The sequence below is a fragment of the Pseudomonas aeruginosa genome, assembly GCF_001457615.1.
Taxonomy (GTDB): Bacteria; Pseudomonadota; Gammaproteobacteria; order Pseudomonadales; family Pseudomonadaceae; genus Pseudomonas; species Pseudomonas aeruginosa.
In genome coordinates, this window is sequence record NZ_LN831024.1 from 5,537,613 (window position 1) to 5,559,655 (window position 22,043).

The window sequence follows — 22,043 nt, forward strand, 5'->3', positions numbered from 1 at the left end:
GAGCCCGCAATGCCGGGCGCCAACCCTGCGAGCGAAGAAGTCATGTCCCTACAACGCCCTATCCCCAGCCTGGCGCGCCCCTTGTCGCGCCTCTCCCCGCTCACCCTTGCCCTGCGCTGGGCCCTGCTCGGCCTGTCGGCGGCCGGCGCCGGCCTGCTCGGCGGCGGCCTGGCCCACGCGCAGAGCGTCGGCCAGCACAGCGCGGCTACCCGCCTGGACGACGCCACGCCGCGCAGCTACGACATCCCGGCGGGTTCGCTGGGCGCCTCCCTGGGCGCCTTCGCCAGCCAGTCGGGCCTGCTGCTGTCCTTCGACCCCGAGCTGACCCGCGGCCGCACGGCGCCGGCGCTCAAGGGTCGCTACAGCGTACTGGAAGGCTTGCAGCGAGTCCTGTCGAACACCGGCCTGCAGGTCGCGGCGGGAACCTCCGGCGCCTACCTGCTGGTCGAGCCGCGCATGTCCGGAGAAGCCCCGGCCGACCTGTCGCCGGTGGTGGTCTCGGCCGCCGAGCTGGCCGATCCGCAGAAGGAAACCTATACCGCGCCACGCTCGTCGGTGTACCTCTCCAGCGAAGACATCGACCGCTTCGGCCGGGTTTCCGTGGGTGACCTGCTCCAGGGCATCCCGGGCGTACAGGTCGGCGACAGCCGCAACGGTGGCGCGCTGGACGTCAACATCCGCGGCATCCAGGGGCAGAGCCGGGTGGCGGTGCGGGTCGACGGCGCGGAGCAGGCGCTGGACGTCTACCGCGGCTACGCCGGCACCCAGCAGCGCAGCTACATCGATCCCGACCTGGTCAGCAGCGTGACCGTCGACAAGGGTCCCTCGACCCGCTCGGGCGCGATCGGCGGCAGCGTGGAAATGCGCACCATCGGCGTCAAGGACATCCTGGTCGCCGGCAAGGACCTCGGCGTGCGCTTCACCGGCGACGTCTGGAACAACGGCGTCGCCCCGCAGCACCGCAGCGCCAGTTCGAAGACCGAGAATCTCAGCAGCGTGCCGCACGATGACCGCGGCAGCCTGTTCGGCTCCCAGGCCAAGTCCGGCAGCGCCGCCTTCGCCTACCGCAACGAGCATCTGGACCTGGTCGCCGCCTATGCGCAGCGCAACCAGGGCAACTACTTTTCCGGCAAGAAAGGCCAGGACCGCTATCGCGTCTACAACCGCTACGGTCGCGAGGAAAGCAGCGTAGCCAAGGTCTACAACGCGGGAGAGGAAGTGCTCAACTCGTCGTCGGAGACCGAGTCCTACCTGCTCAAGGCGACCTGGCGCATCGCCGACGAGCACACCCTGGACCTCGGCTATCGTCGCTACGACGGGCGCACCGGGGAGATCATGCCGTCGGACATCTTCCGTTTCGGCACCGCCGGCATCTACCAGTACCCATTGAGCGAAGTGAAGATCGACACCTACACCGCACGCTACCGTTACCTGCCCGAGAACAATCCGCTGGTGGACCTCAGCACCGGACTGTGGATGACCGAGGCGAAGAGCGACATGCTGACCTCGGTGCTGGCGCCGCGCTCCCAGGCCTATCGCTCCGACCGCAACTGGACGCGCCAGGACAACCGGCGCATCGGCGGCGACCTGAACAACGTGGCGCGCTTCGAAACCGACTTCGGCGATTTCAAGCTCGACCTCGGCGGCTCGTTCCAGGTCGAAGACATCCAGCCGCAGAAAAGCGTGGTCACCACCCTCCACGACATCAACGCCAACCGCACCCTGAGGGACGCCACCCGCCAGGAATACGGCCTCAACGGCAAGCTCGAGTTCAAGCCGGTCGAGCGCCTGACGCTATGGGGCGGCGGCCGCTACAGCCACTTCAACAGCAAGGACAACGGCATCTCCGCCTCGCCGCGGCGCGAGGATCGCGACATGCGCTTCATCACGGTGAGCAGGCCCGGCTACTACGGCTCGATGATGTGGTTCCCCGACCAGAACGGCCAGTACACCGACGCCACCGATCCCCGCCTCAACAACGGCATCGTCACCAACAACACCAACAATCCGTTCGAAGGCATTCCCTTCGACGAGTTCGGCCCGGCCAACGTGACAGTCCATCCCTCGCGGGTCACCAACGTGGTCACCGGCTACAACTACAGCAAGAAGGGCAGCAGCCGCGGCGGCGGTTTCTCGCCGGCATTCGGGATCAATTTCGAGCTGGCCCCGGATACCTTCGTCTACGCCTCCTATACCGAAGGCCTGCGTCTGCCGTCGCTGTTCGAGACCAGCCAGGGCACCCTCCAGGTCGAGCCGGGCAAGGACCTCAAGCCCGAGCGTTCGCGCAGCTGGGAGATCGGTGCCAGCGCGCTGCGCGACAGCCTGTTGGCCGACGGCGACTCGGCGGCGATCAAGCTGGCCTACTTCAACAACACCATCAAGAACTACATCACCCGCTATTACGATCCGGGCCAGATGGGCCTGATGACCTTCAGCAACACCGACAGCTACCGCACCAGCGGTCTCGAACTGCAATCGCACTACGACGCAGGGCGGGTGTTCGCCGACCTGTCGGCGACCTACTACCTGAAGACCGAGACCTGCGACGCCGCCTTCGCCGCCAGGCTGCGCGCCGGCGCCAACCGCTACCAGCGCACCGAGAACACGCCGAACTGCACGCCGGGCAGCTTCATGGGCTCCTATACCAACACGCAGAACCCGCCGCGGCTGGCGACCAACCTGACCGCCGGCCTGCGCTTCTTCGACCAGGCCCTGACCCTGGGCGGACGCATGACCTATACCTCCGGCCCCACCGCCACGGCGGACAAGCCCTGGCAGGTCGGCGCCACCACACCGCAGATCGAGTACCGCTCGGTGCAGCTGTTCGACCTGTTCCTCAAGTACAAGCTGTTCGAGCACACCGAACTGAATGCCTCGCTGCAGAACCTCACCGACCGCTATTACCTCGACCCGCTGGCACAGAGCTTCATGCCCGCGCCCGGGCGTACCCTGCGGGTGGGGATGCAGGCGAAGTTCTGAGCCGCCCTCTCCCCCTCCAGGCGTTGTCGGCGGAGCGCCGCTCCGGTAGGGCGGATAACCGCCCAGCGGCTATCCGCCGAAGCACCGGGCCTCCCGCTCCCCGTCCCTCCGGAACTGTCCGGAGGAGCGGCGAGACAGCGTCCGTCACCACGACAACGGATAACTCACCACCAGCCGCGTCTGGTCGAAGTCGCTGTTGAAGCTGCGTCGGTTGCTGGCGTGGTTGAGGCGCACGTTGAGCCGCGCCAGCGGACCGCTCTGCACGGTGTAGCCGAGCTCGACATCGCGCTCCCATTCCTTGCCGCCGCTACCGGCCTTGGTGGTGGCGTTCGAGCCATGGCCGTAGCGGACCATGCCGATCAGGCCGGGCCAGCCGAGGCCGACGAAATCGTAGTCGTAGCGCACCTGCCAGGAGCGTTCGTCGGCGTTGGTGAAGTTGCCGTTGAACATGTCGTTGCCCATGCTCCGCCCACTGCTGCCGTAGACCGATTGCCAGCCGCTGTCGCCGCCGACCTTCTGCAGGCCAAGGTAGAAGGTATGCAGGCCGATGCCGGCGGAAAACAGGCCGTAGAGGGTATGGCTGTCGATCTCTCCGGCGCGCGCGGCGCCGTCGTCGCGGTCGACGAACAGGCCGAGGTTGGCGCCCAGGGTCCAGTCGCCGACACGCTGCTTGTGCAGCAGGTTGGCGTAGCTCTGCCGGTAGACGTCCTCCAGTTGCCCGTGCCACAGGCCCAGTTGGGTGCGCTCGCGGTTGAAGCGGTACTCGGCGCCGGCATAGTTGAAACCGTCCGATTTCTGCGTCGGCGCGCTCCAGGCCGATAGGTCCTGCATGTCCGCCGAATTGCGCAGGCTCACCGCGTCGAAGCGTCCGGCCTGCAGAGCCAGGCCCGGCAGCTCGCGGGAAACCACGGCGAAACCGCGGAACGTCTGCGGCAGCAGGCGTCCGTCGTCGTAGCGCAACAGCGGAATGTCCGGGAGCATCTCGCCGATCTTCAGTTCGCTGGCCGAAACGCGCAGCTTGGCGGCCACGCCGACGCGCCCATAGTTGTCCGCCGCGCGACCGTCATCGTGCAACGGAAGAAGCTCGGAATTGCTGGTGCCACGTCCGCTGTTCAGCTTCACGCCGAACAGGCCGATGGCGTCGAGGCCGACGCCGACCGTGCCCGGGGTATAGCCGGAACTGAACTTGAGGATGAAGCCCTGCGCCCACTCGTCCACCAGGCTCTTGCCGGCATCGTGGTCGCGGAAATCGCGGTTGAAGTAATAGTTGCGCAGGACCAGGTCGGTCTTCGCATCCTCCAGGAAGCCGCCCTCGGCAGCTTGCGCGGCAAGACAGGCGAGCATCGGCAGGACCGCCCCTGCATTGCGCGGGACTGCGGTTTTACGACGGATTTTCATTGTTATTGTGCTCCGTTTTTCAGGGACGACCGAGCCCCGGCAGCCTCTGCGGGCCACCTGGCGACGACGGTCGGGTCAGCAGCGGGGCGCGGGCCCCGCCGCCAGGGTCAGAACGGGTACTGGCGCGGCGCGTGCTGCACGCTGATCCAGTGGTCGGTGGTGAATTCCTCGATGGCCCAGTCGCCGTTGAAGCGGCCAAGTCCGGAGTTCTTCTCGCCGCCGAAGGGCGCGTTGGCCTCGTCGTTCACCGGAATGTCGTTGACGTGGGTCATCCCCGCGCGAAGCTGGCGGGCAAAGCACACCGCGCGTTCCAGGTCGCGGCTGAACACCGCGCTGGACAGCCCGTATTCGCTGGCGTTGGCCAACTCCAGCGCATGCGCCTCGTCGCGCGCGCGGAGCAGGCCGACCAGCGGGCCGAAGATTTCATCGCGGGCGATCTCCATCGTCGCGGTGACCTCGCCGAATACGTGCGGAGCCAGCAACTGCCCATCGACGCCGCCCTCGTACAGCGGCTTGGCGCCTTCCTGGCGGGCCAGGCGGATCTTTTCCAGCAGGCCTTCGAGCTGGCGCGCGTTGACGATCGGCCCGACCGCGGTATCGGCGCGCTGCGGATCGCCGACCCGGAGACCCTTGACCCGCTCGACGAAGCGCGCGGCGAAAGCGTCGTAGAGGCTGTCCTCGACGATGATGCGGTTGATCGCCATGCAGATCTGCCCCTGGTGGAGGAACTTGCCGAACACCGCGGCATTCACCGCCTGCTCCAGATCGGCGTCGCCGAGCACCACGAACGGACTGTTGCCGCCCAGCTCCAGCGCCACGTGCTTGAGGTGCGCGCCGCCGCTGGCGATGCGGCCGATGTTACGGCCCACCGGGGTCGATCCGGTGAAGGTCACCAGGCCCGGCACCGGGTGCTCGACGAAGGCGTCGCCGATCTCGCTGCCGGGGCCGACCACCACGCTGAACAGCCCGGCCGGCAGCCCGGCCTCTTCGAAGATCCGCGCCAGCAGCAGTCCGCCGCAGACCGGCGTGTCGCTGGCCGGCTTGACCACCACCGCGTTGCCCAGCGCCAGGGCCGGGGCGATGGAACGCTGGGTCAGGTGCAGCGGGAAGTTCCACGGGCTGATCACCCCGACCACGCCGATGGCGCTGCGGTAGACCCGGCTTTCCTTGCCCGGCACGTCGGACTCGACGATGCGCCCGTGCACCCGTGCCGGGAACGACGCCGACTCCAGGGTGATCGCGCGCGCCGCGCCCCATTCGATCTCGGCCTTCAGGCGGGTGCTGCCGGACTCGCGGATGATCCAGTCGACGATCTCCTCGTGGCGGCGGTCGAACACCTCCACCGCCTTGTACAGTACCGCCGCGCGTGCCGAGGGCCCGAGCGCGGCCCATGCCGGCTGGACCTCGGCGGCCTTGGCGTAGGCGGCATCGAGGTCGTCGCGGTCGGCCTGCTCGATCTCCAGCAGCAGGCTGCCGTCGAACGGGTTGCTCACCTTCAGCCGGCGGCCGGCCCGGCCGTGGCGCCACTCGCCGGCCAGGGGCTGGAGACCGAGGTCGGTATAACGGGAATCGCTCATCGCTCTTCTCCTCTTTCGAAAATCACAGGGGTTTCTTCGCCGTCGCGTCGACGGACGCTTCCGCCGGCACGCGCGGCCGCAGGTGGATGCAGGCGATCGCCAGCGCGCCGATCACGCCGGGCGCGGCGAAGGCCAGGAAGTTCTGCTGGAACGGCAGCTCCAGGGCCAGCAGGCTGCCGCCGAGCATCGGCCCGGCGATGGCGCCGAGGCGGCCGACGCCGGCGGCCCAGCCGACCCCGGTGGAGCGCACCCAGGCCGGATAGAACTGCGCGGCGTAGGCATGGATCACCGCCAGGGTGCCGATGGTGGTGGCGCCGGCCACCACCAGCAGGCCGTTGAGCAGCCAGGGGCCTGGCCCCTGGCCGAGGGCCGCCAGGGAGGCCGCGGCCAGGGCGAAGAACAGCACCAGGGTGCGGCCGGCGCCGAGGCGGTCGGCCAGCCAGCCGCCGAACAACGCACCGAGGGTCGCCCCGACATTCAGGGTGACGAGGAACGCCAGGCTCGAACCGAGGGCGTAGCCGCCGCCGGCCATCAGTTTCGGCAACCAGGTGTTGAGCCCGTAGCTCATCAGCATGCACATGGCGAAGGCCACCCACAGCAGCAGGGTGCCCACTGCCTGGCGCCCCTCGAACAACTGGGCGACCCGTCCGCTCGGCGCTTCGGCCGCGACAGCGTTCGCCCGCTCGGCGCCGGGCCGGTAGTCGGGATCGACCTTGCGCAGCAGCGCGTCCAGTTCGGCGCGGCGGCCCTTGAGTTCGAGGAACGCCGCCGACTCCGGCAACCAGCGCAACATCAGCGGCACCGCCAGCACCGGCAGCACCGCCACGTAGAACACCGATTGCCAGCCCCAGGCGGGGATCATGGCGATCGCCAGTAGCGCCGAGAGCACCGCGCCCACCGAGTAGAAGGCCGACATCACCGTGACCAGGGTGCTGCGCCGCCCGGCCGGGGCGAATTCGCTGATCAGGTTGATCGCGCTGGGCACCAGCGCGCCCAGTGCCAGGCCGGTGAAGAAGCGTCCGGCGCCCAGTTCCAGCGGGTCGCGGGCGTGCCCGGTGAGGAAGGCGGCGAGGCTCGCCAGCAGGGTGGTGGCGATCACCAGGCGGCGCCGGCCGAAACGGTCCGCCAGCGGCGCCAGCAGGGTGCCGCCGAAGAGCATGCCGAACAGCGCGCAACTGCCGAGGGTGCCGGCCTGCACCGGGCTCAGCTGCCACTCCTGCATCAGGCGTGGCACCACCGAGCCGTAGATGACCATGTCGTAGCCGTCGAACAGCATGATGAAACACCCCCAGCCGAGGATCAGCCAGTGAGTACGGTTAAAGCGGGCAGCGTCGATCACCGCCGCAGCGGATTGCCTGTTCATACCAACCTCTCTCTTGTTCTTGTTATGGGCGCACGCGGGCGTCGGTCGGCACCGCCCACTCTGGCATGGGGCGGCGCCGTGGAACATCAGGGTTCGATGGTTTGCGTCGGCACCTCGATCAAAACCGGGCGATCAGCGGCCAGGGCATGCTTCAAGGCACCTTCCAGCTCTTCGCGGGTGGCCGCGTGGAGCGCCTCGACGCCATAGCCGCGGGCGATCGCGCAGAAGTCCAGGCCGGGCACGTCGAGCCCCGGCGCATCGGGCACCTCGAGCACCCCGGCGAACCAGCGCAGGGCGCCGTAGGTACCGTTCTTGAGGATGATGAACACCGCCGGCACGCGGTATTGCGCGGCACTCCAGAGCGCGGTGATGCCGTAGTTGGCCGAGCCGTCGCCGATGATCCCGATCACCTGCCGCCGCGGCTGCGCCAGTTGCGCGCCAACCGCCGCCGGCAGGCCGAAGCCGAGGCCGCCGGCGGCCGGGAAGAAGTAGCTGCCCGGCTCGCGCATCTCCACGCGCTGCCAGAAGGCGGTCACGGTGGAAGTCGACTCCTTGACGAAGATGGCGTCGCGCGGCGCCAGCGCATCGATCACGTCGAACACGGTTTCCGGACGCAGCGGTCCGCCCTCCTCGGCCAGCGCCGGCGGTCGCGGCAGCGCCTCGGGCAACGGCCGCGCACTGGGGCGGACCTGTTCGAGCAGTGCCTCGAGGGTCAGCGCGATGTCGCCGACCAACGCGTCGCCCATCGGCGCCCGTGCCGCTTCGCCGGGATCGCAGGTGACCTGCACCAGCTCGGCGCCGGCCGGCAGGTAATCGCCGGGGGCGAACTGGTGATAGCGGAACACCGGCGCGCCGACCACCAGGATCAGGTCGTGGCCGTCCAGCAGCCGGCTGATCCCGGCGATGGCCGCCGGCAGCACGCCGCGGAAGCAGGCATGGCGGGTGGGGAACGGACAACGCGAGGCCGACGGCGCGACCCAGGCCGGCATCCGCAGCTTCTCCGCCAGTTCCACGGCCAGGCCGTTGGCATTCGCCCCGTCGACGTCCGGACCGAGCACCAGCACCGGGTTGCGCGAGCGCGACAGGCGCTCGCCGAGTTCGGCCAGCAATGCCGGCGCGGGCAGCGCGGCGCCGCTGACCTGGCGCGCAGCCAGGTGTTCGACGCCGGCCGGCGCCGGTTGCGCCCAGTCGTCGTAGGGAATCGACAGGTACACCGGCGCCCGCGGCGGCAGGCTGGCGGTCTGGATCGCCTGGCTCAGCGCGCGCGGTACATCCTGGGCGCAGGCCGGCTCGTGGCTCCATTTCACCAGCGGCTTGGGCAGTTGTCCGGCATCGACGTTGGCGAGCATCGCCTCGACCCCGATCATCGAGCGCACCTGCTGCCCGGCGGTGATGACCAGGGAGCTATGGGAGTACCAGGCGTTGGTCAGGGCACCCATACCGTTGCCGGTGCCAGCCGCCGCATGCAGGTTGACGAAGGCCGGGCGGCCGCTGGCCAGGGCGAAGCCATCGGCCATGCCGACCACCGCGCCCTCGTGCAGGCCGAGGATGTAGCGGAAATCCTCGGGGAAGTCCTTGAGGAACGGCAGCTCGTTGGAGCCGGGGTTGCCGAAGACGGTGGTCAGGCCGTGGCGACGGAGGATCTCGTAAGACGCGGAATGGACGGTTTTCATGCAGGCCTTCAAGCTCGTTTCCTGGATTTGCGCTACTGTTGCAGCCGCTCGATAATCAATCAAATCGATACTCTTTCTATAAAAAATAGAACTGGTCTATATGAGTCCGATCGATCTCAACCTGATCCGCACCTTCGTCACCCTCTACGAAGCCGGCAGCGTGACCCTCGCCGCGGAGCGCCTGTTCGTCACCCAGCCATCGGTGAGCTACGCCCTGGCGCGCCTGCGCGAACTGTTCGACGACGCGTTGTTCACCCGCACCCGCGACGGCATCCAGCCGACCTTCGTCGCCGAGCAGCTCTACGGCACCTTCCGCGAGTCGCTGACGCGCATCGAGGGCGCGGTACAGAGCGTTCGCCACTTCGATCCGGCGACCACCGAGCGACGTTTCCGCATCGCCCTCACCGATCTCGGCGAAGTGGGTTTCCTCTCGCTGATCCTCGAACGCCTGACCCGCGACGCGCCGTTCGCCGAAGTGGAAGTGCTGCCGCTGCAGGTGGACGAGGTCGGCGCCTGGCTGAGCAGCGCCAAGGTCGATGCGGCGATCTGCCGCCAGCCGGTGCCCGGCGCGCGCAGCCAGCGGGTCCTGCACGAGCGCTACGTGTGCCTGCTCAGCGACCGCCACCCGCGGATCGGCGACAGCCTGAGCCTGGAGCAGTACCTGGCCGAGCGGCACATCGTGGTGACCCGTACCTCCGGCCACGGCATCGCCGAGGACGTGCTCGAGGCCATGCAGGTGCAGCGCCGCATCAGCCTGCGGGTGCCGCACTTCTCGGTGCTGCCGAAGATCATTCCCGGTACCGAGCTGCTGACCATCCTGCCGGCGCAGATCGCCTATCGCTTCGTCGCCGAAGGCGGCATGCGCATGCTCGAACTGCCCTTCACCCTGCCGCCGTTCGACGTCTCCCTGCACTGGCACGAGAGCAGCGAACGCTCGGCGGCGCTGAACTGGTTCCGCACCACCATCGCCGAGGCGATCATCGCCGCCCAACGCTGAAACGCCGGCGGCCCTCACGCAGCGTCTCCCAGCGTCGGCGAGCGCTCGCGACGCCGCGCACCGAGCAGCGGCAACACGGCGGCCGCGACGACGAACACCGCCGCGAACGCCCCATAGAGGGACAGCGGCTGCCAGCCGTCGTCGAGCAGGAGCCCGGCCACCAGCGGCGAGAGGATCGCCCCGCCGCGACCGACGCCGATCCCCCAGCCGACCCCGGTGGCGCGCACCGAAGCGTCGTAGAGGCTCGGCGCCAGGGCATACAGGCCGGCCACGCAGGCGTTGGCGCAAAGCCCGATCAGCAGTCCCAGCGGCAAGGCCGCGCCGGGCAGCCCGGCACTCAGCGAGAACAGCGCGAGCAGAGCGGCGGTAAGCAGCATGAACAGCGCCAGCACCCGTTCCAGGCGAAAGCGCGCGGCAAGCCCGCCGAGCAAGGCGGCACCGAAGATCCCGCCGATGCTCAGCAGGGTGCCGCCGGTGATGCCCTGGGCGGTGGACAGGCCGGCGGCGACCAGCAGCTTCGGCGTCCAGCTCATGATGAAGTAGAAGCCGAACATCACCAGGAAAAACAGCGCCCAGAGCAGCAGCGTGGTACGTCGCTGGGCAACGCAAAGCAACCGGGCGAGGCGGCTACCGTGCTCCGCTCCGCCACCGGGCGGGCTCGGCAGTTCCGCGAGCGCCGCGCGGCCCAGGCGCCGGGCCAGCGCGTTGACCCGTTGCAACGCCCGCGGCGGCCGGCGCGCCAGGAGGAAGTCCAGCGACTCCGGCAGGCACAGGCAGACCAGCGGGATCACCGCCAGGGTCAGGCCAGCGCCGAAGACGAACACCGAGCGCCAGCCCCAGGCGCCGATCAGCCATACCGCGAGCAGTCCGCCAAGGGTCGCGCCGAGCGCGTAGCCGGTGGACTGCAGGCTTACCGCCAGGCCGCGCCAGCGGCGCGAGGCGTACTCGCTGGCGATCACGTTGCTGCTGGCGAGGATGCCGCCGATACCCAGTCCGGTCAGCCCGCGCAGCAACGCCAGTTGCCAGGCCGCCTGGCTCAGCGCCGAGGCGAGCATGCCCAGGCCCGACAGCGCCAGGCAGGCGAGGATCAGCGGGCGGCGCCCCCAGCGGTCGGCCCAGGGCGCGATGAACAGCGAGCCGGCGGCCATGCCAAAGAGGCCGGCGCTGAGCAGCAGGCCGATCTCGGCGCCGCCAAGGTTCCATTCGGCGGCCACCGAGGATGCGGTGAAGGCCATCACCAGCACGTCGAAGCCATCGATCAGGTTGAGCACGATACACACAGCCACCGCCAGCCACTGGAACGGACGCATCGGTTCGTCGTCGAGAGCGCGGCGCAAGTCCCGGTTCATGGGCGGCCCTCCCCGAGCGGACAGGAAAGAAGCGACGGCAGGCGGGAGCGAGGCGCGGGAATGCAGGAATCCATCATTGGGAAGACCCTTTTTCTTGTTGTTGTAGGCACGGCAAGCGCAGGCACCCTGGCACCGTTGCGTCGATGCCGCAATCCTATTGGATCCATTTTGACGACAAGAAAACGGATGGCCAGTGGATATCCCACTGTCAGCGAAATCCGAGAAAGGCTCTGGAACGAGATAATTTGGCAATTTATTCCTGAAGTTTTTTATGTGCGACTATCGAACAGATTATTTTTTGTACAGAAGCGGTTGACTTGGAAAAGTTGCCTCGCGAATCATTGGATCCAATTACAAAAACAACGAGAGGATCCGACGATGTTTCCGAAGAACGCCTGGTACGTGGCCTGCACCCCCGACGAACTGGCCGGCAAGCCGCTCGGCCGACGCATCTGCGACGAGCCGATGGTTTTCTACCGAGGCGAGGACGGCCGCGTGGCGGCCCTCGAGGATTTCTGCCCGCACCGTGGCGCGCCGCTGTCGCTGGGCTTCGTCGAGGACGGCGTGCTGGTCTGCGGCTACCACGGCCTGGCAATGGGCGAGGACGGTCGCACCCGCGCGATGCCCGGCCAGCGGGTCCGCGGCTTCCCCTGCATCCGTCGCTTCCCGGTGCAGGAACGGCACGGCTTCGTCTGGGTCTGGCCGGGCGCGGAAGAACAGGCCGACGCCGCGCTGATACCCCGCCTGGAATGGGCGGAAAGCCCCGATTGGGCCTATGGCGGCGGGCTGTACCACATCCACTGCGACTATCGCCTGATGATCGATAACCTGATGGACCTGACCCACGAGACCTATGTCCATGCGTCCAGCATCGGCCAGAAGGAAATCGACGAGGCCGCGCCGACCACGCGGGTGGAAGGCGACGAGGTGATCACCAGCCGCCACATGCAGAATGTCATGGCCCCGCCGTTCTGGCGCATGGCTCTGCGCGGCAACGGCCTGGCCGACGACGTGGCGGTGGACCGCTGGCAGATCTGCCGCTTCACGCCGCCCAGCCACGTGCTGATCGAGGTCGGCGTGGCCCACGCCGGCCACGGCGGCTACCAGGCGCCGGCGGAGCGCAAGGCGGCGAGCATCGTGGTCGACTTCATCACCCCGGAGAGCGCCACTTCCATCTGGTACTTCTGGGGCATGGCGCGCAACTTCCAGGCCCACGACCAGGCGCTCACCGAGAGCATTCGCGAAGGCCAGGGAAAGATCTTCGGCGAAGACCTGGAAATGCTCGAAAGCCAGCAGCGCAACCTGCTGCGCCATCCACGGCGCGACCTGCTGAAACTGAACATCGACGCCGGCGGCGTGCAGGCCCGGCGCATCATCGAGCGCCTGCTGGCGGACGAGCGCCAGGCCGCCGCCCCCAACCGCGCCCAGGCCTGACGGGAGCCTTCGCCATGATCGAGGTCATCGTCGGCGCCATCCGCCTGGAGGCGCAGGATATCCACAGCTTCGAACTGTTCCGGGCCGACGGGGCGGCCCTGCCGTCCTTCGAGCCGGGCGCACACATCGACCTGCACCTGCCCAACGGCCTGGTCCGCCAGTACTCCCTCTGCGGCCCCGCCGAACGGCCGCGCCACTACCGTATCGCCGTACTCCGCTGCCGCGATTCGCGCGGCGGCTCGGCCACGCTGCACGCCGAACTGCGGGTCGGCCAGCGCCTGCACATCGGCGAGCCGCGCAATCTCTTCCCGCTGTCGCCGGAGCCCGGTCCGCGCCTGCTGTTCGCCGGCGGCATCGGCATCACGCCGCTGCTGGCGATGGCCGAACGCCTGGCCCGCGATGGCGCCGACTTCCAGTTGCACTACTGCGCGCATTCCGCCGAGCGCGCGGCCTTCGTCGACTACCTTGGCCGGTGCGCCTTCGCCGACCGCGTGCACTGCCACTTCGACCACGGCGAAAGCAGCCGGCGCGCGGACCTTCGCGCCCTGCTGGCGACCAGTCCGCGCGACGCCCAGCTATACCTTTGCGGGCCGGCGGGCTTCATGCAGTGGATCGAAGAAAGCGCCCGCGAACTGGGCTGGGAAGCAAGCCGCTTGCATCGCGAGCACTTCGCCGCCGCGCCACGAGACGCCAGTGCGGACGGCACCTTCGAAGTGCAGTTGGCGAGCAACGGGGCGCTGATCCGGGTCGCCGCCGGGCAGACCGTGCTGGCGGCCCTGCGCGAAGCCGGGGTGGACCTGCCGGCCTCCTGCGAGCAGGGCATCTGCGGCACCTGCCTGACCCGCGTGCTGGACGGCGAGCCGGAGCATCGCGACCTCTACCTCAGCGAAGAGGAGCAGGCCGCCAACGATTGCTTCACGCCCTGCTGTTCGCGTTCGCGCAGCCCACGGCTGGTGCTGGATCTCTAGTCGGCGGCGACGTCGCCGTGAAGCACGGTGACACCCTGCCGCGCCGGATCGAAGTAGTCGGCGTAGCGCAGGGTCGCATTGGCGTGCTCGCGCATGATCGCCTCGGCGCGCGCCCCCTGGCCGTTGACCAGCGCGTCGACCACCGCGTGGTGCTGCATGTGGGCAAAGTTGAAACGGCGGAATTCCTGCTCGAGATTGTCGCGATCCACCGCCAGGGCGCTCACCGAGGCGAACGGCAGGTGGTCGTTGCGCGCCAGCGCCACGGCGATCGCCGGGTTGCCGCTGGCCTCGATGATGGTGCGGTGGAAACGCATGTTCATGCGCTGGTAGCGCTCCAGCTCCTCCAGCAGGACCTGGCCGTTGGCGAACAATCGGTCGCCCTCGGCCAGGCATTCCTCCAGGGTCGCCCGTGCCTCGGCGGACAGCCCGCGCTCGGCCGCCTGGCGTGCCGCCAGGCCTTCCAGAACGCCGCGCACCTCGACCGCGCCGGCGATATCCTCGCGGGTCACCGCGCGCACCCTGTAGCCGCGCCCGGTCTTGCACAGCAGGCCTTCCTGCTCGAGGGTACGCAGGGCGATGCGCACCGGCATGCGCGAGACCTGCAGGCGTTCGGCGGTGGGAATCTCGACGATGCGCTCGCCGGCGGCGAGTTCGCCGGAAGCGATCAGCTTGCGTAGCTCGGCCAGCACGCGTTGGCCCGGTTTGCTCATGGAATTCGCTTATTCGATCGGGACGTCCGGGGCATCATAGCGTGCCCCGGCCGCCTCCGCCGGTCAGCTTTCGCGGTGGATGGCGAAGCCGGCCCAGGACTGGCTCACCGGCATGATCTCGAGGCTGTTGATGTTCAGGTGGGCGGGCTGGTTCATGATCCAGAAGATGGTCTCGGCGATGTCTTCCGGCTGGATCGGATGGGCTCCGGCGTAGGTCTTGTCGTAGCGCGCCTGGTCGCCGCCGAAGCGGACCAGGGAGAACTCGCTCTCGCACAACCCCGGCTCGAGGTTGGTCACGCGCACCCCGGTGCCCTGCAGGTCGCAACGCAGGTTCAGGGAGAATTGCTCGACGAAAGCCTTGGTGCCGCCGTAGACATGGCTACCCGGATAGGGCCACTTGCCGGCCACCGAACCCAGGTTGACGATGCTCGCCCCGGCGCCGTGGGCGATCAGCCGCGGCAGCAGCAGGCGCGTGCTGTAGAGCAGGCCCTTGATGTTGGTGTCGACCATGGTGTCCCAGTCGTCCAGGTCGCAGGACTGCGCCGGGTCGGTGCCCAGCGCCAGGCCGGCGTTGTTGATCAGGCCGCGCAGGGTGGCGAACTCTTCCGGCAGGTTGTCCACGGCCGCGCTCATCGCCGCGCGGTCGCGCACGTCCAGGGTCAGCGGCAACACCCGGGTCTTCGCCGAAAGCTCACCGGCCAGGGCTTGCAGACGCTCCTCGCGACGGCCGGTGAGCACCAGCGACCAGCCGGCCTCGGCGAAACGACGGGCGCAGGCTTCGCCGAAGCCTGAGGTGGCGCCGGTGATGAACAGGGTGGACGACATGGGCATCTCCTCGTACGGGGCGGAAAAACGATATCCGGGGATTCTAGAGCCTCGCCGTGCCCGGTTGGCCATACAGTTGCGCACGAGTTTGCCGAGGCGCCTGCTCAAAAAACGACCAACCTCGCGGAACCCACACCGTGCCTGGGCCGCAGCGAACAGCCACCAACTTGTCCACAGGGCGTCGCACAGTTTTCCTGAACAACTGTGGCAGCGGCATGACCACGCGCTGGGGATAAGTGCCCCGGCGCGAGCACTGATCATTTTCTGACCAGCCACGCCTAACCCTCGCCAATTCAGGGGCTTGGCGGTTCTTACCCACCTTATCCACAAGCCCCCGCACAGAAATCCTGAACAACCTCAGGCGGCGTTATCCACAACCCGGCGCGCGGCGACCAGGTCCTCCAGCGCATAACCCACCGACTTGAACAGGGTGATTTCCCCGGGATCGCCGCGCCGCCCTGCCCCGCCCAGCAAGTCGCGCAGTTCGGTGGATATCGCCTCGCGCCCGATGGCGCCTTCGGCGATCGCCTGCAACAGGTCGCCGGCCTCTTCCAGCGCGCCTGCGCGGGTATCCACCACGACCCGCGCGCGCGCCACCGCCAGGGCGTCAGTCTCGCGCATGGACGGCAGGAAGGCGCCGACCAGGTCGAGATGGACGCCCGGCTTCAGCCATGCGCCGCGCACCAGCGCTTCGCGGGAGGTGGTAACGCAACTGACGCAATCGGCCGCCTCCACCGCCGCGCGCAACCCGTCGGCCGCTCGCGCCGGGTAGCCCTCCTCGCGCAGCCGGGCGGCCAGCGCGGCGGCCTTGGCCGGATCGCGGCCCCAGATGTCGATGTGGCGATAGTCGCGCACGCAGGCGTGGGCCCGCACCATGTGCGCAGCCAGGGTTCCGCAGCCGACCACCAGCAGGCGCCGCGCATCGTCCCGCGCCAGGTAGTCGGCGGCCAGCGCCGAGCTGCAGGCGGTACGCCGGGCGGTCAGCTCCGAAGCCTCCAGCAACGCCAGCGGGCGACCGTCTTCGCCGTCGAACAGAGCGAACACCGCGGCCACCGCCGGCAGGCCACGCGCCCCATTGCCAGGGAACACCGTCACCAGTTTCACGCCGATCCCCTCACCGGCCTGCCACACCGGCATCTGTAGCAGCGAGGCCTGCGCCGGCAAGGCATGGCAGCTGCGCAGCGGCGCACTGCAAGGCTTGGCCAGGCCGATGCGCAACGCCTCGATCAGTTGTGGATAAGACAGGCGCTCGGCGACCTCGGCGTTGCTGAAAAAGCGCAGGCTGTGCATAAGTCGAGTTTCCTCCGTGGCTCCAGGGCAGCGCCCGCCCCGGCGGCCAGGCAGCCGGGGCGGGGCGCGCTCAATGTCCGCCGAGATAGGCGTTGCGCACCTCCTGGTTGCCGAGCAGTTCTTCGCCGCTGCCGCTCATGCGGATTTCCCCGGTGACCATCACGTAGGCGCGGTCGGAGAGCTTCAGCGCATGGTTGGCGTTCTGCTCGACGAGGAAGATGGTCATGCCGCTCCTGGCCAGCTCGCGCAGGGTCTGGAAGATCTGCTTGACCACGATCGGCGCCAGGCCCAGGGAGGGCTCGTCGAGCAACAGCAACTTCGGCCGGCTCATCAGCGCGCGGGCGATGGCGAGCATCTGCTGCTCGCCGCCGGACATGGTCATGGCGCGCTGGTTGCGCCGCTCCTTCAGGCGCGGGAACAGCTCGAACATGCGCTGCATGTCCTCCTCGGCGTGGTCCATGCCGATGGGAATGGTACCCATCAGCAGGTTTTCCTCGACGCTCATGTCGGGGAACACCCGGCGTCCTTCCGGCGACTGCGCGATGCCGTTGGACGCCACGTAGTGCGCCGACTTCTGGCGGATGTCCTGGCCGCGATAGAGGATCTGCCCGGCCGCCGCACGCGGCTGGCCGAAGATCGACATCAACAGCGTCGACTTGCCCGCGCCGTTGGCGCCGATCAGGCTCACCGTCTCGCCCTCGTTGACCTGCAGCGAGACCTTCTTCAGCGCCTGGATCGGCCCGTAGAACACGTCCACCTCACGGAATTCCAGCAACGCCGCGCTCATGACAGCTCCTCTTCGTCGGCACCGAGATAGGCGGCGATCACCTTCTCGTCATGGCGGATCTGTTCGGGGTTGCCACGGGCGATCACGTCGCCGTGGTCGAGCACGATGATGTGGTCGGAGATGTTCATCACCATGCCCATGTCATGCTCGATCAGCAGTACGGTGATCCCGTGGTGGTCGCGCAGGTAGCGGACGATGTTGCTCAGGGCGTGGGTCTCGGCCGGGTTGAGGCCGGCGGCCGGTTCGTCCAGGCAGATGAGTTCCGGCCGCGTGCACATGGCCCGGGCGATCTCCAGGCGCCGCTGCTGGCCGTAGGACATCTCGCCGGCCAGGCGGTTGGCGCAGTCCACCAGGTCGACCACCTCCAGCCAGTAGAACGCGTGGTCCAGCGCCTCGCTCTCGGCGCGGCGATAGCCGGGAGTGTTGAGGATGCCGGCGAGCAGGTTGCGGTTGACGAACATGTGCTGCGCCACCAGCAGGTTCTCCACCACCGACATGTCCTTGAACAGGCGGATGTTCTGGAAGGTCCGCGCCAGCCCGGCGCGGTTCACCAGGTGGGTGCCGCCGAACATCTTGTAGTAGAGGCGACTGCCCAGTTGCGGCGGCTTGACGAAGTCGTCCAGCTGGAACGGCTCGCCGAGCACCTGGATGACGTCCGTGGTGCGCCCCTGGGTGTTGAGCAGGATGTTGCCGCCGGTGGCCTTGTAGAAGCCGGTGAGACAGTTGAACACGGTGGTCTTGCCGGCGCCGTTGGGGCCGATCAGCGCGGTGATCGAACCGCGCTCGACGTCGAGGTTGACGTCGTTGAGCGCCTTGATGCCGCCGAAGTGCATCATCAGGTGCTCGACGCTGAGGATCTTGTCGCTCATGGCGCCACCCCCTTGCGCGGGGCGAAGCCCACCCGGCTGATGCGGATCAGCCCGCGCGGCCGCCAGATCATCATCACCACCATGAGTATCCCGAGCAGCAGCACGCGGATGTCGGCGAAGCTGCGCAGCAGCTCCGGCGCCACGGTGAGGACGAAGGCGGCGATCACCACCCCGACCGTCGAGCCCATGCCGCCGAGCACGACGATGGCGAGGATCAGCGCCGACTCGAAGAAGTTGAACGAGGACGGGTTGACGAAGCCCTGGTAGCTGGCGAAGAACACCCCGGCCAGTCCCGCGGTGGAGGCGCCGAGCATGAACGCCGAGAGTTTCACCAGCACATGGTTGAGGCCCATCGCGCGACAGGCGATCTCGTCCTCGCGCAGCGCCTCCCAGGCGCGCCCGACCGGCATCCGGGTCAGCCGGTGCTTGATGTAGAGCACCAGCAGCACGACCAGGAACAGCACCACGTAGATGAACAGGAACTTCATGTTGGGGTTGTAGGCGATGCCGAGGAACTCGTGGATCGGCACCCCGCCATCCTTGGCCCGGCGGCCGAACTCCAGGCCGAGGAAGGTCGGCGCCGGCGCCGGCATGCCGTTCGGCCCGCCGGTGAAGGACAGCCAGTTGTTCAGTACCAGGCGGATGATCTCGCCGAAGCCCAGGGTGACGATCGCCAGGTAGTCGCCATGCATGCGCAACACCGGGAAGCCGAGGATCGCGCCGGCCACCGCGGCGGTCAGCGCGGCCAGCGGCAGGACGGTCCAGAAGCCCAGGCCGAGGTACTGGTAGCCCAGCGCCAGGCCATAGGCGCCGATGGCGTAGAAGGCCACGTAGCCGAGGTCGAGCAGCCCGGCGAGGCCGACCACGATGTTCAGGCCCAGGCCCAGCAGCACGTAGATCAGGCCGAGGATGACCACCGCCAGCAGGTACTTGCTGGCGAAGAACGGGAAGATCACCGCGGCCACCAGGATCAGCGGCACGATCCAGCGCAAGCGGGTCTTGTAGCCCGGCGGCAGGACGTGGACGCCGCTGCCAGCCCCCTCGAAGCGCTCCAGCACGGCGCGCCCGCCGCGGGTCTGCAGGTAGAGGCTGAGCAGGAAGCGCCCGGCCATCACGATCGCGATGATCCAGCCGACCCGCTCGTAATGCAGGTTGAAGCCGTAGCCGTCGAGGACCACGCCGACGATGGGGCCGAACACCACCAGGGCGATCAACCCGGAGAGCACGGCATCGACGACGCACTGCTTGAGATCGATGGAAGTCTCGTTGCTCATCGTCGTCCCCTTACACCTTGGCGATCTGCGGGCGGCCGAGCAGGCCCTGGGGACGGAAGATCAGGATCAGTACCAGCAACGAGAAGGCGAACACGTCCTTGTAGTCGGTGTTGACCATCCCCGAGAACTGCGCCTCGGCCACTCCCAGCACCAGGCCGCCGAGCATCGCCCCGGGCAGCGAGCCGATGCCGCCGAGCACCGCCGCGGTGAACGCCTTGATGCCGATGATGAAGCCGGCGTAGAAGTCGAAGGTGCCGTAGTTCATGGTGATCAGCACCCCGGCCAGGGCGGCCATCGCCGCGCCGATGACGAACACGTAGGAGATCACCCGGTCGGTGTTGATCCCCAGGATCGAAGCCATCTTGCGGTCCTGCTGGGTCGCCCGGCACATGCGCCCGAGCTTGGTGTAGCGGATCACGTAGGTCAGCACCGCCATGCCGATCAGCGAAGCGATCAGGATGAACAGCTTGGTGTAGGTGAGCTGGACGAAACCGTCGCCGACGTGGAATTTCAGGGCGCCGTCGAGCAGGGTCGGGATCCCCTGCTGGCGCGGTCCCTGCGCCACCTGCACGTAGTTCTGCAGGATCAGCGACATGCCGATCGCCGAGATCAGCGGCGCCAGGCGCGTGGAGTTGCGCAGCGGCTTGTAGGCGATGCGCTCGATCACCCAGCCGTAGGTGCAGGTCACCAGCACGGTGAACAGCAAGGTGCCGAGGATCAGCAGCGGGAAGTTCTGCAGGCCGAAGAAGGCCAGCAGGGCAAGGGCGATGGCCGACAGGTAGGCGGAGATCATGTACACCTCGCCGTGGGCGAAGTTGATCATGCCGATGATGCCGTAGACCATGGTGTAGCCGATGGCGATGAGGCCGTAGACCGAGCCGAGGGTCAGCCCGTTGATCATTTGCTGGAGGAAGATGCCGTCCATTTTTCAGTCTCTTCAGGGCGAATCGCGACGGCCTTTGTAAGGCGCGCCGGCGCTCGCCGGTGAAAGCGGACGGGTGCTACTGAAACGGCCCCGGATCGCGGGACTCCAGACCGACCACACGCAGACGTCTTCGGTGAATCCGCACTACGGCGGCAAGCACGGGCGAGCACTTCAGCAGCTCCCGGACTTACCCATGCGCCGGGCCTGTGCCCGGCGCATGGCGGTCGAGCGCGATCAGGGCAACTGGTGGTACTTGCCCTTGTCGTCCCACTCGTAGACCACGTAGTCGGAGACTTTCAGGTCGCCCTTCTTGTCCCATTCCTTCTTGCCCATCACGGTCTGCACCGGATGCGACTTCAGCCACTCGGCGGCCTTGGCCGGATCGTTGGCGCCGGCGCCGTTGAAGGCCGCCGCCAGGGACTGGATCGAGGCGTAGGAGTAGAGGGTGTAGCCTTCCGGCTCGAAACCGCCGGCACGGAACTTCTCCACCACCGCCTTGCCGTCGGGGATCAGCCGCGGGTCGGCGCCGAAGGTCATCAGCACGCCCTTGACGTACTGCGGACCGCCGGCGGTGGTCGCCAGTTCGTCGGTGACCACGCCGTCGTCGGACATGAACCTGGCGGTCAGTCCCTGTTCGCGCATCTGCCGTACCAGCGGACCGGCTTCCGGATGCAGGCCGCCGAAGTAGACGACCTCGGCACCGGAGGCGCGGATCTTGGTGACCAGCGCGTTGAAGTCCTTCTCGCCGCGGGTCAGGCCCTCGTAGAGAACCTCTTTCACGCCGAGCTTGTTCAGTTGCGCCCTGGTGGCGTCCGCCAGGCCCTGGCCGTAGGTGTCCTTGTCATGGATCACCGCGACCTTCTTGGCCTTGAGCACGTTGACGATATAGTCGCCGGCGACCACGCCCTGCTGGTCGTCGCGGCCGCACATGCGGAACATCCCGGAGAGTCCGCGCTCGGTGACCTGCGGGTTGGTGGAACCGGGGGTGATGGCGATGATCCCGGCCTCGTCGTAGACCTCGGATGCGGGGATGGTCGAAGAAGAGCAGAAATGGCCGACCACGGCGATGGCCTTGTCCTGGTCCACCAGGCGGTTGGCCACGGCCACGGCCTGCTTCGGTTCGCAGGCGTCGTCGGCCTTGACCAGCTTGATCTTCTCGCCGTTGATCCCACCCGCCGCGTTGATGTCTTCCGCCGCCTGGGACGCGCCGCGCCAGTATTGCTCGCCGAAGGAGGCGTTGGCGCCGGTATGCGGTCCGGCCACGCCGATCACGACGTCGGCCAGCGCATGCGTGGAAAGACCCATCACGGATGAAACCGCGAGAGCCAGGATGCCTTTTCTGAACAGCTTCTTGGACATGGGGTGTTGCTCCTGAGGATGATGTTGGCGCTCGTAACTACGATGTTGTTGTTGTGTTTCGCTCAACAGGCAGAGCAAGCGGCGTGCCATTCGTTTTTTTCCTGAGTGGCCGGCCACAAGAACTTTAGCCCTCCTTTCCGTTTTTATCTTTGTTATTGGAAATCAGTCATTTAGGCATTTCTCCGAATCCCCTTCGGAGAGCTACAGCCCAGGCTTCACAAGGCCTGAACCGTTCCTAGGAATAACTCTACAACGATATTGAAGCG

17 protein-coding genes are annotated in these 22,043 nt (G+C 67.7%); 4 read left to right on the forward strand and 13 right to left on the reverse strand.

Annotated features, from left to right (window positions below; genetic code table 11):
• Positions 1-42: 42 nt before the first annotated feature.
• Positions 43-2,979, forward strand: coding sequence for a TonB-dependent receptor (locus AT700_RS25530; protein ID WP_277620656.1), 2,937 nt, complete (start codon positions 43-45; stop codon positions 2,977-2,979).
• 144 nt (positions 2,980-3,123) lie between these two features.
• Here AT700_RS25530 and AT700_RS25535 read toward each other — a convergent pair whose 3' ends face one another.
• The 4 genes from AT700_RS25535 to mdlC all read right to left on the reverse strand — a co-directional run bounded on the left by AT700_RS25535 (position 3,124) and on the right by mdlC (position 8,990).
• Entirely contained in the window at positions 3,124-4,377 is a 1,254-nt protein-coding gene (locus AT700_RS25535; protein WP_003123555.1) for an OprD family porin, read from the reverse strand.
• A gap of 107 nt (positions 4,378-4,484) precedes the next feature.
• Positions 4,485-5,954: an aldehyde dehydrogenase family protein gene (locus AT700_RS25540; RefSeq protein WP_016562413.1), complete on the reverse strand. Its 1,470-nt coding sequence runs from the start codon at positions 5,952-5,954 to the stop codon at positions 4,485-4,487.
• Positions 5,955-5,976: 22 nt separating this feature from the next.
• Positions 5,977-7,317, reverse strand: a complete 1,341-nt coding sequence (locus AT700_RS25545; RefSeq protein WP_023120924.1) for an MFS transporter — start codon at positions 7,315-7,317, stop codon at positions 5,977-5,979.
• Between the two features lie 86 nt (positions 7,318-7,403).
• Positions 7,404-8,990: a benzoylformate decarboxylase gene (gene mdlC, locus AT700_RS25550; protein ID WP_003457401.1), complete on the reverse strand. Its 1,587-nt coding sequence runs from the start codon at positions 8,988-8,990 to the stop codon at positions 7,404-7,406.
• A gap of 100 nt (positions 8,991-9,090) precedes the next feature.
• On the opposite strand from mdlC, the gene AT700_RS25555 reads away from it, so the two are divergent.
• Positions 9,091-9,987, forward strand: a complete 897-nt coding sequence (locus AT700_RS25555; protein WP_003095545.1) for a LysR family transcriptional regulator — start codon at positions 9,091-9,093, stop codon at positions 9,985-9,987.
• A gap of 14 nt (positions 9,988-10,001) precedes the next feature.
• Here AT700_RS25555 and AT700_RS25560 read toward each other — a convergent pair whose 3' ends face one another.
• Complete coding sequence (locus AT700_RS25560) at positions 10,002-11,336, reverse strand: MFS transporter (RefSeq protein ID WP_003112297.1); 1,335 nt, start codon at positions 11,334-11,336, stop codon at positions 10,002-10,004.
• 378 nt (positions 11,337-11,714) lie between these two features.
• Between AT700_RS25560 and AT700_RS25565 the strand changes: the two genes are divergently transcribed.
• On the forward strand, positions 11,715-12,770 hold the full coding sequence (locus AT700_RS25565) for an aromatic ring-hydroxylating oxygenase subunit alpha (protein WP_003099966.1): 1,056 nt from the start codon (positions 11,715-11,717) through the stop codon (positions 12,768-12,770).
• Between the two features lie 14 nt (positions 12,771-12,784).
• A complete protein-coding gene (locus AT700_RS25570; RefSeq protein ID WP_003121141.1) occupies positions 12,785-13,738 on the forward strand; it encodes a PDR/VanB family oxidoreductase in 954 nt (317 codons plus the stop codon).
• Here AT700_RS25570 and AT700_RS25575 read toward each other — a convergent pair.
• From AT700_RS25575 to AT700_RS25610, 8 genes are all read right to left on the reverse strand, one after another.
• Complete coding sequence (locus AT700_RS25575; RefSeq protein WP_003099978.1) at positions 13,735-14,448, reverse strand: GntR family transcriptional regulator; 714 nt, start codon at positions 14,446-14,448, stop codon at positions 13,735-13,737. The genes AT700_RS25570 and AT700_RS25575 overlap by 4 nt on opposite strands.
• Positions 14,449-14,511: 63 nt before the next feature.
• Complete coding sequence (locus tag AT700_RS25580; protein ID WP_003095557.1) at positions 14,512-15,273, reverse strand: SDR family oxidoreductase; 762 nt, start codon at positions 15,271-15,273, stop codon at positions 14,512-14,514.
• Positions 15,274-15,630: 357 nt separating this feature from the next.
• Complete coding sequence (locus AT700_RS25585) at positions 15,631-16,563, reverse strand: ornithine cyclodeaminase family protein (RefSeq protein ID WP_014603519.1); 933 nt, start codon at positions 16,561-16,563, stop codon at positions 15,631-15,633.
• 70 nt (positions 16,564-16,633) lie between these two features.
• On the reverse strand, positions 16,634-17,350 hold the full coding sequence (locus AT700_RS25590) for an ABC transporter ATP-binding protein (protein WP_003095563.1): 717 nt from the start codon (positions 17,348-17,350) through the stop codon (positions 16,634-16,636).
• Positions 17,347-18,219, reverse strand: a complete 873-nt coding sequence (locus tag AT700_RS25595) for an ATP-binding cassette domain-containing protein (RefSeq protein WP_003095566.1) — start codon at positions 18,217-18,219, stop codon at positions 17,347-17,349. Before AT700_RS25595 ends, AT700_RS25590 begins: the two co-directional genes overlap by 4 nt.
• Positions 18,216-19,493, reverse strand: a complete 1,278-nt coding sequence (gene livM, locus AT700_RS25600; protein ID WP_003161297.1) for a high-affinity branched-chain amino acid ABC transporter permease LivM — start codon at positions 19,491-19,493, stop codon at positions 18,216-18,218. Before livM ends, AT700_RS25595 begins: the two co-directional genes overlap by 4 nt.
• A 10-nt stretch (positions 19,494-19,503) precedes the next feature.
• Complete coding sequence (locus tag AT700_RS25605) at positions 19,504-20,418, reverse strand: ABC transporter permease subunit (RefSeq protein ID WP_003095571.1); 915 nt, start codon at positions 20,416-20,418, stop codon at positions 19,504-19,506.
• A 234-nt stretch (positions 20,419-20,652) separates the two neighbouring features.
• Positions 20,653-21,777, reverse strand: a complete 1,125-nt coding sequence (locus AT700_RS25610; RefSeq protein ID WP_003099985.1) for a branched-chain amino acid ABC transporter substrate-binding protein — start codon at positions 21,775-21,777, stop codon at positions 20,653-20,655.
• Between the last annotated feature and the right edge of the window lie 266 nt (positions 21,778-22,043).

What these genes read in the sequence shown, in the direction of transcription:
- AT700_RS25555 (WP_003095545.1), top strand. Translation starts at nt 9,091, where the DNA reads ATGAGTCCGATCGATCTCAACCTGATCCGCACCTTCGTCACCCTCTAC.
- AT700_RS25590 (WP_003095563.1), bottom strand. Translation starts at nt 17,350, where the DNA reads ATGAGCGCGGCGTTGCTGGAATTCCGTGAGGTGGACGTGTTCTACGGG.
- AT700_RS25535 (WP_003123555.1), bottom strand. Translation starts at nt 4,377, where the DNA reads ATGAAAATCCGTCGTAAAACCGCAGTCCCGCGCAATGCAGGGGCGGTC.
- AT700_RS25545 (WP_023120924.1), bottom strand. Translation starts at nt 7,317, where the DNA reads ATGAACAGGCAATCCGCTGCGGCGGTGATCGACGCTGCCCGCTTTAAC.
- AT700_RS25580 (WP_003095557.1), bottom strand. Translation starts at nt 15,273, where the DNA reads ATGTCGTCCACCCTGTTCATCACCGGCGCCACCTCAGGCTTCGGCGAA.
- AT700_RS25540 (WP_016562413.1), bottom strand. Translation starts at nt 5,954, where the DNA reads ATGAGCGATTCCCGTTATACCGACCTCGGTCTCCAGCCCCTGGCCGGC.
- AT700_RS25570 (WP_003121141.1), top strand. Translation starts at nt 12,785, where the DNA reads ATGATCGAGGTCATCGTCGGCGCCATCCGCCTGGAGGCGCAGGATATC.
- AT700_RS25565 (WP_003099966.1), top strand. Translation starts at nt 11,715, where the DNA reads ATGTTTCCGAAGAACGCCTGGTACGTGGCCTGCACCCCCGACGAACTG.
- AT700_RS25585 (WP_014603519.1), bottom strand. Translation starts at nt 16,563, where the DNA reads ATGCACAGCCTGCGCTTTTTCAGCAACGCCGAGGTCGCCGAGCGCCTG.
- AT700_RS25610 (WP_003099985.1), bottom strand. Translation starts at nt 21,777, where the DNA reads ATGTCCAAGAAGCTGTTCAGAAAAGGCATCCTGGCTCTCGCGGTTTCA.
- livM (WP_003161297.1), bottom strand. Translation starts at nt 19,493, where the DNA reads ATGAGCAACGAGACTTCCATCGATCTCAAGCAGTGCGTCGTCGATGCC.
- AT700_RS25530 (WP_277620656.1), top strand. Translation starts at nt 43, where the DNA reads ATGTCCCTACAACGCCCTATCCCCAGCCTGGCGCGCCCCTTGTCGCGC.
- AT700_RS25595 (WP_003095566.1), bottom strand. Translation starts at nt 18,219, where the DNA reads ATGAGCGACAAGATCCTCAGCGTCGAGCACCTGATGATGCACTTCGGC.
- AT700_RS25575 (WP_003099978.1), bottom strand. Translation starts at nt 14,448, where the DNA reads ATGAGCAAACCGGGCCAACGCGTGCTGGCCGAGCTACGCAAGCTGATC.
- AT700_RS25605 (WP_003095571.1), bottom strand. Translation starts at nt 20,418, where the DNA reads ATGGACGGCATCTTCCTCCAGCAAATGATCAACGGGCTGACCCTCGGC.
- mdlC (WP_003457401.1), bottom strand. Translation starts at nt 8,990, where the DNA reads ATGAAAACCGTCCATTCCGCGTCTTACGAGATCCTCCGTCGCCACGGC.
- AT700_RS25560 (WP_003112297.1), bottom strand. Translation starts at nt 11,336, where the DNA reads ATGAACCGGGACTTGCGCCGCGCTCTCGACGACGAACCGATGCGTCCG.